Here is a 13,146-nt window from a genome sequence, read left to right as displayed (position 1 = left end):
TAAATTCTCACTGAAGCCCAGAGGATTTACTTAAAAACAGGTTGTAACCTCAACTAAGATCGCTACTCTGTTACTAAGCTGTAACCGAGGCGTAACCACTTGTTCATGCGAGAACGCGTTCAGCAAATCATCCCCGCGCAGTTGATTTATCCCGTCTCCGCGACATATTTGTCGTGTCTTCACAAATCTGAAAAGAAACCTGAAAAGGAGTACCGACCATGCGAAAGCTAATGTCAGTTGCACTGCTTTGCGCTGCAACAGCCCCTGCATTCGCCCAAGCCGAATGCGGTGAAGTATCCATTACAGAAATGAACTGGGCTTCGGCGTCTGTCGTGACCAACGTAGCCAAGTTTGTGATGGAACAGGGCTATGGATGCAATGTCGCCGTTATCCCGTCCGATACGGTACCGGCAGTTACCTCTGTCGCTGAAAACGGTGAGCCGGACATCATTACCGAGCTCTGGTTGAACTCCACCGGTGAGGTTTATAACGACCTTGAGAAACAGGGCAAGATCGAACGCCTCGGCAGGGTATTGGAGCCCGGCGGCGTCGAAGGCTGGTGGATACCGACCGCGCTGGCTGAAAAACACCCTGAACTGACCACCATTGAAGGCGTGATGGAAAATCCCGATCTGGTGGGCAACCGCTTTAACAATTGCCCGGACGGCTGGGGATGCCGTGTTGTCAGTGACAACCTGATACGTGCCCTGGATCTTGAAAGCTCGGGCATCGAAGTGTTCAACCACGGTTCCGGTGAGACTCTGGGCTCTTCCATGGCGTCCGCGGTTCAGGATGGCGAGCCCTGGCTTGGCTATTACTGGGGCCCTACTGTGCCCATGGGTAAATACGATATGACCCGCGTCGAGCTCGGGGAATATAACCAAGAAGCTCACGAAAATAACATGAATCAGAATGCCGATAATCCCGGTGTGTCTGAGTTCCCTGCCGCGCCAGTGCTGACGTCCGTAACCACAGACTTCAAGAAGCGCCAACCAGAAGTAACCGAGATGCTCAGCAAAATGACGTTCCAGACGTCCACCATGAGTAGCATCCTGGCCTGGATGGACGACAACAACGCGTCCGCTGAAGAAGCTGCGGTGTATTACCTGAGCAACAACACCAGCGAATGGTCCTCCTGGCTGAACGACTCCGCACGGGCCAACCTCGCGGCTGTGCTGGAAAACTGATCACTCCGATCTATAAGTGACCAGGCAGGGCCAACCTGTGGCCCTGCCCTTTTGCCCTGAAACAGTAACCGGATGACAGGCATGCCCTGTCTCGACTCCGCACTGGGATTTGATAAAGATGGCAACCTACGACGTTCTGTTTTCGGCACTGGGCCTTGAAAAGTGGTGCGCAAGCAGTGAAAGCAGCGCCCCCATGTCCATGCAGGATCTACTGACCAAAAATCGGGGTGGCGACGCAGAACCCGAATCCCTGTGGGATGCGCCCTTCCCGTCGATGGATGCGCTCAACGAAGCCTGCGGCGCTTTCCCACAATCTCGCGAACTGACCAAAGGCCTTGAGCAAGGCTTCCTGTCGATCAAAGACAGTCTCAGCATTGTGCTTGACCCCATAACCCAACCACTGAGCTGGCTGTTGGACGGCACCCTTTACGGCATGCTGAACACGCCCTGGTGGATCGTCATTCCGTTATTGCTACTCGTGGTATTTGCGGTTACCCGGTCCTGGAAACTGGTGGGTTTTGTCGCAATATGCCTGGTATTACTGGCGTTCATCGATTATTACGAATACGCGATGCAGACCCTGTCCATCATCTTTGTCTGCGCTTTTCTATGCGTTCTGATCGGGGTACCAATCGGCATAGCGATGTCCCGGAGTGACATGCTTCAAAGGCTGACCATTCCCGTACTCGATATGCTGCAAACGCTACCGCCCTTCGTTTACCTTATTCCGCTGATCTTCCTGTTCAGTGTCACCGAGTCCAAACTCTATGGCATTGCGATTATTCTCTACGCCATCGTACCGGTAATCCGGCTGACCAACCTGGGTATCCGGCTGGTGGACAAGGACGTTATCGAAGCCGCCGACGCCTTTGGCATGACCAGCCGTCAGAAACTCTACCGGGTACAGATTCCGCTGGCGTTGCCCAACATCATGGCGGGGGTCAACCAGACCATCATGATGAGTCTTGCCATGGTCGTTATTGCGTCACTGGTCTCGGCACCCGGCCTGGGCGTGCTGGTGTTAAGAGGCATTCGCAATCTGGAACTGGGCGTCGGACTGGTCGCCGGGCTGGGCATCGTGATCCTTGCAGTGGTGCTCGACCGCGTCACAAAGGCCTCCCTGGCCCGAATCAATGCCTCCCAGAAGCAATAGGAAAAGCAGCATGGCGCGCGATATCAAGATTTCCATCCGCAATCTCTACAAAGTGTTCGGTACTGACCCACTGGGCGCTATGGAACATGTCAAAGCGGGCATGGGCAAAGCCGAACTACTGGAAAAGTATAACCATGTGCTCGGGCTCCAGGACATCAACGTCGATATTCGGGAGGGCGAGATCACCGTCATCATGGGGCTCTCCGGCTCCGGAAAATCGACGCTGATCCGTCACCTGAACCGTCTGATCGAGCCGACCAGTGGCGAAATTGAGGTCGACGGCGAGAATGTTCTTGCCTTCAACGAAACCAGACTCCGCCAGTTGCGGCGGGAACGCATGTCGATGGTGTTCCAGAAGTTCGCCCTGCTGCCCCACAAAACTGTACTCGAGAACGCCGGCATGGCCCTGGCTGTGCGCGGCTTCACCATCAAAGACTTTGAAACGGAAGCCAACAAATGGCTCAACCGGGTGGGATTGGAAGGCAACGCCAATCAATACCCTCATCAGCTCTCAGGCGGCATGCAGCAGCGGGTAGGCATTGCCCGGGCGCTGGCATCCAATTCCCCGATAATGCTTATGGATGAGGCGTTCTCGGCGCTGGACCCACTCATCCGCTCCGACATGCAGGATTTGCTGCTGGAACTGCAGGATGAATTGCAGAAAACCGTCGTCTTCATCACCCATGACCTGGACGAAGCACTCAAACTGGCGGATAACCTGGTCATCCTGAAAGACGGCTATATTGTGCAGCAGGGCGAACCACAGAACATCCTGCTCAACCCGAATGACCCCTACATCATTAATTTCATCAGTGACATTAACCGGGCGCGGGTACTTCGGGTCAGATCCGTAATGACGCGAACATCCGAGCCGCCAACTGACTGTGCCGGAGACATCTCGGAACGGGATAACCTCGAATCCGTTATTGCGCTCTCCGGAGGCGATACCGAGCACACCTACCGGGTCATGAAAAAGGGCGCACAGGTGGGAGTGCTCGATATGAAAGAGCTCATCAGAGCACTTGTGCCGACCGAGGCTCATACCGACAGTGAGCGCGGCCAACTCTGAATTTTTGGCCGCGCGGCTCCTTCTTCACAGCCGGGAAACAATAAAACCGGATCCTTTGATGCAAACCAACAGGCTAACGCGCCGGAATGATCAATCGAAATTTTCTGCGATATAGGCAGCAAGATTGGCGATGTCATCATCGGATAAATTGGCAGCGTTGGGGATCATCAGGGAGGAGTTCGCGCCCACCCGCTCACCTGCGCGATACTGCTTAAGGCGGGACTCGATGTAATCCGTATCCCGCCCTCTAAGCGACGGGAAGCTCGCCATTCCCTTCCCCGTCGGACCATGGCACTGGGCGCAAGCATCCGCGAACATTGTTTTGCCGGCCGACATGTCCGCAGCCTGGGCACTGGCCCAACCGATCGTCAAAGCTGCAGTAATGCCAAAAAACAGTGGTCTCTTCATGGTGGTCTTTTCCAGATAGGTTGTATTGGAATCAAAAGAAAGCCTTAGGCTGGCATGAAGCGGCGCTGCCTGATGACAGCGCCGCTTCATGGACTCACTCTGGTGTGATTCGGTAGATTGCACCTTCATCCACTGCAACGAACAGATCGCCGTCCGGACCCTGAACAATTGACCGGAAGCGGGCTGACCCCATGGGCAGAGGCATTTCAGCCACATCGTTGACCGAGAGACCATCTTCCGCGATGTCAATCATGCTGATTCGCTGTCCCACCGGTGTACCTCCGAAGCCGATTCCCATGAAACCAACAAGCAGGCGGCCATTCCAGGCGCCCCACTGATCACCGGTAAGAAAATCGGCACCGGAAATGCCCTGGGACAAGTTATTGTTTTTCCATGCTGGCTGCAGGGCATCTGGGTAAGTTTCAGTGTCCGTCAAAGGCATATAGGCGGCCCGTTCCTTCGGGTCCATGCCTTCATTCTGATTGGGTTCATAGCCGCAATAATCGTCAGGGCAGTCTCCACGGCCGGCCATATTCGGGCGCGGATCCCAACCGCTGTTGCCGCCATTCACCAAGGCATTGACCTCATCCGAGTGCCAGGGGCCGTGTTCGGTCACGATCGGCTGACCGGTTTTCGGGTGGAAGGTAAGGCCCTGAACATTGCGGTGGCCGTAGGTAAAGGTCCGTGGATCAAACCCTTCCGGAGGATTGTTACCTTCCGCTGCTTTGCCGTCCCGGTCTATGCGCAGAACCTTGCTGCCGAGACGGGTCGGCGATTGGGGTACTTCACCGTTATGGGTGTCGCCGGTTGTCACGTAGAGAAAACGGCCATCCCGATCAAAACGGATACGTCCGCCGTTGTGGGCGCCGGCATCGCCGAACGGATGGTCGGTGGGGGCTGGTTTGTAAGCAATGTCATCGACAATATCGGTGCGGTCCGAGACGTTACTGACGTCACTGTTCACCTTCAGCCGGAGAACCCGATTCGTGCGTGGATCGGACATGCTGGATGCCGAGTACACATAGATGGTTCGATTCTCATCAAAATCGGGATCAATCGCGACACCGTTCATCCCGGCCTGACCCTGGCAGACAAGATCGTCTGTTGTGGTGGCATAGCCTTCGGTGCCCTCCATCCCGAGCAGATTGTTAACTTCGCCGTCCGGGAGCCGCACCGACAGGCCGCGACATTTTTCAGTGAAGAACATCGTCCCATCAGGCAGGAAGGCCATATCCCACGGGTTTTCCAGATCGGACAGCACGGTGGTGTGACTGAGCTCGGGCGTATCGGTACTTGAAGTCGCAGTGGCCGGCACGCCGATAATCGCCGCAGAAGCGAGGACCGCACAGAACGGCCGGATCGTTGGTTTTTGAGACATTGAAACTTCTCCTTTCATTCGTTGTTATTCATTCGTTGTAGTTTTTATCGATTTCCACGTACACCGAAATAAGTGTAGCTTGACTAATTATGCGGTCAAAAGTTCTGCTCAACGAACGTCGGATGGAAGGAGACTGGCGGGTACGGATCTACTTGAAACCCGGAGGATTACTGACAGGAGGTGTTGCGGAGGCATGCGAAACGGAGACGGAGTGGTGACGAGCCTTCCTGGCGTTCGAGAAACGGTGACGATAAAGGCTGTTTTCCAGAAACAACAAAGCCCGGATCTTTCGATGCCGGGCTAAGTATGTAATCTAATTGGTCGGGACGGAAGGATTTGAACCTTCGACCCCTTGCACCCCATGCAAGTGCGCTACCAAGCTGCGCTACGCCCCGAGACGCTGAGCCAACAAGAGGAATCTCAATGGCTTAGCGGGAGCGAAGTCTACACCAGCTCCCTGCAAAAATAAACACTATGGCAAGAGTTTGTTGAAACAATACTGACTCACCGGCAGAACCAGTCCGGGCCACTCAGCGTGTGTGGCTGTTGAGCACCTCAAGGACGTCTTCCAGCTCCGTAATCATCTGGCGAATCAGTTGTTTGTACTGGGTAGTGTCATCTTTGTTTTCGTGGCTGCTGAGCTTTTGCTTGGCACCGCCAATGGTATAACCCTGTTCGTACAGCAGGCTTCGTATCTGGCGTATGGTGAGAACATCGGCCCGCTGGTAATAGCGACGGTTACCCCGGCGCTTGACCGGAGAAAGCTGTGGGAATTCTTGCTCCCAATAACGTAAAACGTGCGCCTTTACCGCACACAGGTCTGCGACCTCACCGATAGTGAAGTAACGCTTACCCGGTATCGTAGGTAGCTCGTTATTATGACTGGGTTCCAGCATACGCCTCTACTTTTTGCTTTAATTTTTGTCCTGGGCGAAACGTAACAACACGACGGGCACTGATAGGGATTTCTTCGCCGGTTTTCGGATTCCGTCCCGGCCTCTGCTTTTTATCGCGCAGATCAAAGTTGCCAAAACCGGACAGCTTCACCTGCTCGTTGTGACTGAGAGCGTCTCTGATTTCATCGAAAAAAGCTTCTACCATCTCCTTGGCTTCACGCTTGTTGAGGCCCAGTTCCTCATACAGTCGTTCGGCCATTTCCGCCTTTGTCAAAGCCGCCATTCCTCAACTCCTCAATCTTGCTCCAAGCTCTTCTGATAGCGCCGAGGTGACGCCGTCGAAGAGCTCTTGCACCTCGTCATCGTTAAGCGTGCGATCCGGATGCTGCCAGAAAAGGCTCAGTGCCAGGCTACGGTTGCCCTCACCCAAAGCTGCCCCCTCATATACATCAAACGCACGCAGTGCCGTCAACCGCTCGCCAGCCACCTTTCTTGCGGTGCGCTCAACGTCAGCAAACGTAACATCACTTCCGATAATAATAGCCAAATCCCGCCGAACTTCAGGGAATTTTGAAAATTCATTGAAATTAGGCACATATCCCGAAAGGATTGGATTCAAGAATAGCTCAAACACGACGATCGTGCCATTCAGGTCGAGTTTTTTCTGTGCCTGGGGGTGCAAGGTGCCCATCCAACCCACCGGTTGCCCATTGAGATTCATCCGGGCCGTTTGTCCCGGATGCAGTGCCGGGTGCTGGCCAGCGACAAATTCAACGGTAATGCCCAGCAGTTGAAACAGTGCTTCAAGTTCGCCCTTGAGGTCAAAAAAATCGGCGTTACGACGACCGTTTGCCCAATTCTCAGGTACTTGCGCACCGGTAACGACTCCTGCCAACATCGGTTGCTGGTCGATTTCAGAACCGTTTTTGACAAATCGCAGACCCGTTTCAAACAGCCTTACGCGGGATTGCTGCCGTTTCTGGTTGTAATCGACCGACTTGAGGAGGCCACTCCAAAGCGTCGTCCTCATCACTGAAAGGTCCATGGAGATCGGATTGGCCAGGGCAATGCCCTCATGGTCGGGATCGACAACCGACTGTATTTTCGGGTCCACAAAGCTGTACGTGATGGCTTCCTGATAGCCCCGGGATACAAAGAAGCTCTGTACCGCGGACACCGGACGCCGCGCTTCCGCCTGCGGCTTGAGCTCGAGCGAACCTTCCGCCTGGGTCACAGGCAGATTGTTATAGCCAAAGATTCGGGCAATTTCTTCGATCAGGTCCACTTCAATAGCGATATCCGGTCGAAAACTCGGTACCCGGACCCGCCAGCCATTTTTGAGCAACTTATCAATATGCAGGCCCAGCCGGGTCAGGATTTCCTCAACCGTGGTGCGATCGATTTTTACCCCCAGCACATCGGCGACCAATTGTTCCCGGAGATCGATTACCCGGGCCTCAGGCAAATGCGCATCGCTGGCAACCTCGACTATCTCCCCTGGCTCGCCCCCGACAATGGCCATCAGCAGCTCTGTGGCCCGCTCCATAGCAGCCCTGGCGAGCTCCGGGTCAACGCCCCGCTCAAAGCGGTGAGAGGCGTCAGTGTGGAGACTGTAATGTCGGGCTTTTCCGGCCAGCCGGACCGGTTCGAAATACGCGGCTTCGAGAACCAGATCGCGGGTTTTCGGACTGACCCCGGAATGTTCACCTCCCATAACACCCGCAATTGCAACGGGCTTATCATGATCGGCAATTACCAGGGTGCCTTCAGTCAGCTCTACTTCCTGACCATCCAGCAAAACCAGCTTCTCACCTAGACGAGCTAACCGAACGACAATCCCGCCCTGCAATTCATCCCGGTCAAACGCATGCATGGGCTGGCCAAGCTCAAGCATCACGTAATTGGTCACGTCCACTGCCGCATCAATGGAGCGGATACCGGACCGACGCAGCTTTTCCTGCATCCAGAGTGGCGCAGGCACCGTCAGGTCAACGTCGCGTAACACCCGCCCCAGATAGCGAGGGCAATCTTCCGCGGCACTCACGGCAATGTCCATTACTTCAGAATGCGTGGCCGGTACCGGCGTTATCTCGGGGCTTTCGCTAACCATTTGGTTCAGCACCCCCACTTCACGAGCCAGGCCGCGAATCGAGAGGCAATCACTGCGATTTGGAGTCAGGTCCACGTCTATGGTGACGTCATTCAGGCCCAGGTAATCTGCGACATCCCTGCCCACCGGCGCATCGTGGGGCAGTTCCATGAGGCCGTCATGATGTTCAGACAAACCCAGTTCAGATTCGGAGCAGAGCATACCGGTGGATGGTTGACCGCGTAACCTGGCCTTCTTGATCCTGAAATCACCGGGCAGAACAGCACCCACCACTGCAAAGGGCACTTTCATTCCCACCCGCACGTTGGGCGCGCCACAGACGACCTGAACCGGCTCGTCGCCACCGGCCACCTGGCACACTCGCAGTTTGTCCGCATCCGGATGAGACGCTACCGCCAGAATTTCGCCGACGACAACACCGGAGAATGACCCGGCTACAGGTTCAAAGCCGTCTACTTCCAGGCCGGCCATGGTGATCTGATGTACCAGGGCCTGTGTATCGATCGGGGGGTTGACCCATTCGCGCAGCCATTGTTCACTAAATTTCATGATGTGTGCCTTGTTCTGATGCGATAACGCCTGATTATTTGGTGCTTTTGCTGATCACTGTGGCCCGGGACCAACTCTATCCGCTCGAGCCAGTGAATCAGCGGAATTGACGCAGAAACCGCAAGTCATTATCGAAAAACATCCGTAAGTCCTTCACGCCATAGCGCAACATCGCGAGGCGCTCTACACCCATACCGAATGCAAAGCCGCGATAGATCTCGGAGTCGATACCGCAATGCTGGAACACTTTGGGGTGCACCATGCCGCAACCCATGACTTCAAGCCATTTGATACTGCCATCCGGTTCACGACCCCACTCGATATCCACCTCCGCGGAGGGTTCGGTAAAGGGAAAGTAAGACGGACGGAAACGGACTTTCAGGTCACGTTCAAAGAACACCCGCAGGAACGCCTCGACCGTACTTTTGAGGTCGGCAAAGCTGACGTTTTTTTCAACCAGCAGCCCTTCTACCTGATGAAACATGGGCGTGTGGGTCATGTCCGAGTCGCAGCGATAGACACGTCCGGGACAGATCATTCTGAAGGGCGGCTCGGAAGCTTCCATCGTTCGAATCTGAACCGGTGAGGTATGGGTGCGGAGCAAAGTGCCGGGGTCGAAATAGAAGGTATCGTGCATGGCACGGGCCGGATGATGCCCGGGGATATTAAGAGCTTCGAAATTGTGATAATCGTCTTCGATTTCCGGCCCCTGCTCCACCGTATACCCGGCTTGGGCAAAAAACTGTTCAATTCGTTGCAGAGTGCGCGTAACCGGGTGCAAACCACCCAGATCCTGCCCTCTTCCGGGAAGAGTGACGTCTATGGACTCGCTGGCGAGCTTCTGATCGATCGCCGCAGTTTCCAGGTCGTTTTTCCGAGCGGTTATAGCCTCCTGAACCCGGGCCTTGGCATCGTTGATTTTCTGTCCTGCAGCCGGGCGATCTTCTGCTGAGAGTTGACCAAGGGATTTCAACTGCTGAGTGAGCACACCCTTCTTACCGAGGTAATCCACTCGCACCTGATCAAGTGTCTGTAAACTGTCTGCCTGATGAACTGCTGCCAGGCCTTCTTCAACAAGTTGATCCAGGTTTTCCATTGACCCTGCTCCAGTCAGAATTCGAGATATTGGGGCAACACCCCGGAATAAATCAAGCCAAAAAAATAGGGGAAGAGCGTGCTCTTCCCCTATTAACGAGTGCTCTTTATGGGCACTCAACCGATCATAAATCGATGAAAGAGCTTAAGCCGTCAGAGACGCTTTTGCCTTTTCGACAACAGCGGAGAACGCTTGCTGCTCGTTCATGGCCAGATCGGCCAGAACCTTACGATCGATTTCAACATTTGCTTTCTTCAGGCCAGCAATCAAACGGCTGTACGACAGACCGTTAGCGCGGGCACCCGCATTGATACGGGCGATCCACAGTGCGCGGAATGCACGCTTGCGGTTACGACGGTCGCGATATGCATACTGACCGGCTTTGATAACCGCCTGTTTGGCAACACGGTAAACACGGCTACGAGCTCCGTAATAACCTTTGGCCTGATTAAGAATCTTCTTGTGACGACGACGCGCGACGACACCACGTTTTACGCGAGGCATAGTTTAATCCTTCTCTTATCCAGTATGCGCTTTACAGCGCGATCATACGTTTGACGGAAGCAACATCAGCCTTGGCAATCAGCTTGGTACCCCGGAGCTGACGCTTACGCTTTGGGCTCTTCTTGGTCATAATATGACTGGTGAAGGACTGCTTGTGCTTGAAGCCGTTGGCGGTTTTCTTGAACCGCTTGGTGGCCCCGCTTTTGGTTTTCATCTTGGGCATTTTTTAAAACTCCGCATTCTCTTTTAAAAGTAATGTGTGAGCCTGAACGACAAATCCCCCGCAGATTACGGGGGAGACGTTACCCGGTCAGGTTCACTTCTTTTTGCGGGGCGCCACGACCATGGTCATCTGGCGGCCTTCCATTTTCGGCCGCTGTTCTACCTGGGCGAACTCTTCAATATCTGCTTCAACCCGGTTCATGAGTTTCATACCGATTTCCTGGTGTGCCATCTCACGTCCCCGGAAGCGGATAGTGACTTTTCCGCGGTCCCCGTTATCAAGGAAACGTAACAGGTTGCGTAGTTTTACCTGATAATCCCCTTCTTCGGTGCCGGGACGGAATTTTACTTCCTTCACCTGCACCTGTTTCTGCTTCTTCTTGGCAGCAGCTTTCGCTTTCTTCTCATCGAAGATTTTCTTGCCGAAGTCCATGATTTTACAGACGATCGGATCGGAATCCGTGATCTGAACCAGATCCAGAGAAGCTTCTTCCGCCTGCTTGAGGGCTTCCTCTATCGTTACGACGCCTACCTGATTACCTTCGGCATCGATCAGACGGACCTCTGTGGCTTGAATGTTCTCATTAATTGACGCGCGTGGAGCGCGCCCACCCCGATTCGTTCGCTGTTTAATAATCAGTTCTCCGTTTTGGTTCTGCCTTTGCGTTTGATTTCGTCAGCCATCAAGGCTTCAAACGCTTCCAGCGTCATGGTTCCGAGATCCTCACCTTTGCGGGTTCTCACCGTAACGGCGTTGTTTTCGACTTCTTTGTCGCCGACGACAACCAGATACGGAACCTTGTTGATAGTATGCTCGCGGATTTTAAAGCCGATCTTCTCGTTTCTCAAGTCAGCATTTACCCGAAAGCCTAAAGAATCCCATTTTTTTGCCAAATTCTCACAATAATCACGCTGATTATCGGTAATATTCAGCACTGCAACCTGAGTCGGGGCCAGCCAGGCCGGGAATGCCCCTTCGTATTCTTCGATCAGGATACCAATAAACCGCTCAAATGATCCCAGCACTGCACGATGAAGCATAACCGGCGTCCGGCGCTCGGAATTATCGGCAACATATTGCGCTCCCAGGCGACCCGGCATGGAGAAATCCACCTGAATCGTACCGCACTGCCAGACCCGGCCAATACAGTCTTTCAGGGAAAACTCAATCTTCGGCCCGTAAAAGGCGCCTTCTCCCGGCAACAATTCCCAATCGACGCCTTCGCGATTGAGCGCTTTCTCGAGCGCAGCCTCGGATTTATCCCAAACCTCATCAGACCCTACCCGTTTTTCCGGCCGGGTGGAAAGCTTGTAAAGAATCTCGGAGAAGCCAAAGTCTGCGTACACTTCATGCAGCAACTCAATGAACGCTGACACCTCGTCCTGAATCGCATTCTCTTCACAGAAAATGTGGGCATCGTCCTGGGTAAACCCACGCACCCGCATCAACCCGTGCAGCGCACCGGATGCCTCATTACGGTGGCAGGAGCCAAATTCAGCAAGTCGTAAAGGCAAATCCTTGTAGCTTTTGAGGCCCTGATTAAACACCTGGATGTGGCAAGGACAGTTCATCGGCTTGATGGCAAAATCATGTTTCTCGGATTCGGTGGTAAACATGTCGTCACCGAACTTGTCCCAATGGCCAGACTTTTCCCACAACACGCGTGACACTACCTGGGGTGTTTTAATCTCCTGATAACCGTGCCTGCGAAGACGGACACGGAGATACTGCTCTATTTCCTGATAGATAGTCCAGCCATCCGGGTGCCAGAACACCATGCCGGGCGCTTCTTCCTGCATGTGAAACAGGTTGAGCTTTTTGCCGATCTTGCGGTGGTCGCGCTTCTCGGCCTCTTCAAGGCGGTTCAGATAGGCTTTCAGCTCTTTCTTGTTGCCCCAGGCGGTGCCGTATACCCGCTGCAACTGCTCATTGCTGGTGTCGCCGCGCCAGTAGGCACCGGCCACTTTAGTCAACTTGAAGGCTTTGAGCTTTCCGGTACTGGGCACATGGGGGCCACGGCATAAGTCAATAAAGTCACCCTGACGGTAGAACGACAGCGGCTCTTCACCCGGAATGTCCTGGATGATTCTGACTTTGTATTCTTCACCCATGCTGTCGAACAGCTTGACGGCCTCGTCCCGGGACAAGATTGATCGGGACACAGGAAGATCCTGCCTTGACAGTTCTTCCATGCGGGTTTCAATTCTGGCGAGATCTTCATTGGTAAACGGACGATCATATTTGAAATCGTAATAGAAGCCGTTATCAATGACCGGGCCGATAGTCACCTGTGCTGAAGGAAAAAGCTCCTGAACAGCCATCGCGAGCAAATGGGCCGTGGAGTGACGAATGATATCCACACCGTCGGCATCGCGCTCGGTAATAATGGCGAGCTCAACATCCTCTTCAATGCGATAACTGGTGTCCACAAGCTGGCCATTAACACGACCGGCCAGTGCAGCTTTGGCAAGGCCAGCGCCGATATCGGCAGCAACATCATGAACAGTAACAGCTTCCGCAAAACTGCGGTGACTTCCATCAGGCAGGGTTACAACAGGCATTCAGAAAACTCC

At 54.1% G+C, this 13,146-nt stretch carries 13 protein-coding genes and 1 tRNA gene; 3 read left to right on the top strand and 11 right to left on the bottom strand.

Going from position 1 to position 13,146, the window contains the following annotated elements; translation table 11 throughout:
• The first annotated feature begins 218 nt into the window (after positions 1 to 218).
• The 3 genes from F6Y09_RS08070 to F6Y09_RS08060 all read left to right on the top strand — a co-directional run bounded on the left by F6Y09_RS08070 (position 219) and on the right by F6Y09_RS08060 (position 3,409).
• On the top strand, positions 219 to 1,187 hold the full coding sequence (locus F6Y09_RS08070) for an ABC transporter substrate-binding protein (RefSeq protein WP_152206392.1): 969 nt from the start codon (positions 219 to 221) through the stop codon (positions 1,185 to 1,187).
• 118 nt (positions 1,188 to 1,305) lie between these two features.
• Positions 1,306 to 2,340: an ABC transporter permease gene (locus F6Y09_RS08065; protein WP_152206391.1), complete on the top strand. Its 1,035-nt coding sequence runs from the start codon at positions 1,306 to 1,308 to the stop codon at positions 2,338 to 2,340.
• 10 nt (positions 2,341 to 2,350) lie between these two features.
• Positions 2,351 to 3,409 carry a betaine/proline/choline family ABC transporter ATP-binding protein gene (locus F6Y09_RS08060; protein WP_152206390.1) on the top strand — a complete coding sequence of 353 codons (1,059 nt, stop codon included), beginning with the start codon at positions 2,351 to 2,353 and terminating at the stop codon, positions 3,407 to 3,409.
• Positions 3,410 to 3,499: 90 nt separating this feature from the next.
• Here F6Y09_RS08060 and F6Y09_RS08055 read toward each other — a convergent pair whose 3' ends face one another.
• The 11 genes from F6Y09_RS08055 to thrS all read right to left on the bottom strand — a co-directional run bounded on the left by F6Y09_RS08055 (position 3,500) and on the right by thrS (position 13,134).
• On the bottom strand, positions 3,500 to 3,907 hold the full coding sequence (locus F6Y09_RS08055; RefSeq protein WP_218944124.1) for a c-type cytochrome: 408 nt from the start codon (positions 3,905 to 3,907) through the stop codon (positions 3,500 to 3,502).
• Between the two features lie 4 nt (positions 3,908 to 3,911).
• The gene (locus F6Y09_RS08050; protein WP_152206389.1) at positions 3,912 to 5,195 is read right to left on the bottom strand and encodes a PQQ-dependent sugar dehydrogenase; all 1,284 of its coding nucleotides are present in this window, start codon (positions 5,193 to 5,195) and stop codon (positions 3,912 to 3,914) included.
• Positions 5,196 to 5,513: 318 nt separating this feature from the next.
• Positions 5,514 to 5,590: transfer RNA gene (locus F6Y09_RS08045), tRNA-Pro, on the bottom strand.
• Between the two features lie 135 nt (positions 5,591 to 5,725).
• Positions 5,726 to 6,091 (bottom strand): MerR family transcriptional regulator, encoded by a 366-nt coding sequence (locus F6Y09_RS08040; RefSeq protein WP_152206388.1) that lies wholly within the window; start codon positions 6,089 to 6,091, stop codon positions 5,726 to 5,728.
• Positions 6,072 to 6,374, bottom strand: coding sequence for an integration host factor subunit alpha (gene ihfA, locus F6Y09_RS08035; RefSeq protein WP_152206387.1), 303 nt, complete (start codon positions 6,372 to 6,374; stop codon positions 6,072 to 6,074). The genes F6Y09_RS08040 and ihfA overlap by 20 nt, the downstream gene beginning before the upstream one ends.
• A gap of 3 nt (positions 6,375 to 6,377) precedes the next feature.
• Positions 6,378 to 8,750, bottom strand: a complete 2,373-nt coding sequence (pheT, locus tag F6Y09_RS08030) for a phenylalanine--tRNA ligase subunit beta (RefSeq protein WP_152206386.1) — start codon at positions 8,748 to 8,750, stop codon at positions 6,378 to 6,380.
• Positions 8,751 to 8,847: 97 nt separating this feature from the next.
• Complete coding sequence (gene pheS / locus F6Y09_RS08025; protein ID WP_152206385.1) at positions 8,848 to 9,846, bottom strand: phenylalanine--tRNA ligase subunit alpha; 999 nt, start codon at positions 9,844 to 9,846, stop codon at positions 8,848 to 8,850.
• Positions 9,847 to 9,990: 144 nt separating this feature from the next.
• Complete coding sequence (gene rplT, locus F6Y09_RS08020) at positions 9,991 to 10,350, bottom strand: 50S ribosomal protein L20 (protein WP_152206384.1); 360 nt, start codon at positions 10,348 to 10,350, stop codon at positions 9,991 to 9,993.
• A gap of 31 nt (positions 10,351 to 10,381) precedes the next feature.
• Positions 10,382 to 10,573, bottom strand: coding sequence for a 50S ribosomal protein L35 (rpmI, locus tag F6Y09_RS08015; RefSeq protein ID WP_152206383.1), 192 nt, complete (start codon positions 10,571 to 10,573; stop codon positions 10,382 to 10,384).
• A 93-nt stretch (positions 10,574 to 10,666) separates the two neighbouring features.
• Entirely contained in the window at positions 10,667 to 11,212 is a 546-nt protein-coding gene (gene infC / locus F6Y09_RS08010) for a translation initiation factor IF-3 (protein ID WP_152206382.1), read from the bottom strand.
• On the bottom strand, positions 11,209 to 13,134 hold the full coding sequence (gene thrS, locus F6Y09_RS08005) for a threonine--tRNA ligase (protein WP_152206381.1): 1,926 nt from the start codon (positions 13,132 to 13,134) through the stop codon (positions 11,209 to 11,211). Before thrS ends, infC begins: the two co-directional genes overlap by 4 nt.
• Between the last annotated feature and the right edge of the window lie 12 nt (positions 13,135 to 13,146).

It is taken from the genome of Marinobacter changyiensis, assembly GCF_009193265.1.
Classification (GTDB): Bacteria; Pseudomonadota; Gammaproteobacteria; order Pseudomonadales; family Oleiphilaceae; genus Marinobacter; species Marinobacter changyiensis.
Note: the sequence above shows the minus strand (reverse complement) of the source record. Positions and strands in the feature narration are given on the sequence as shown.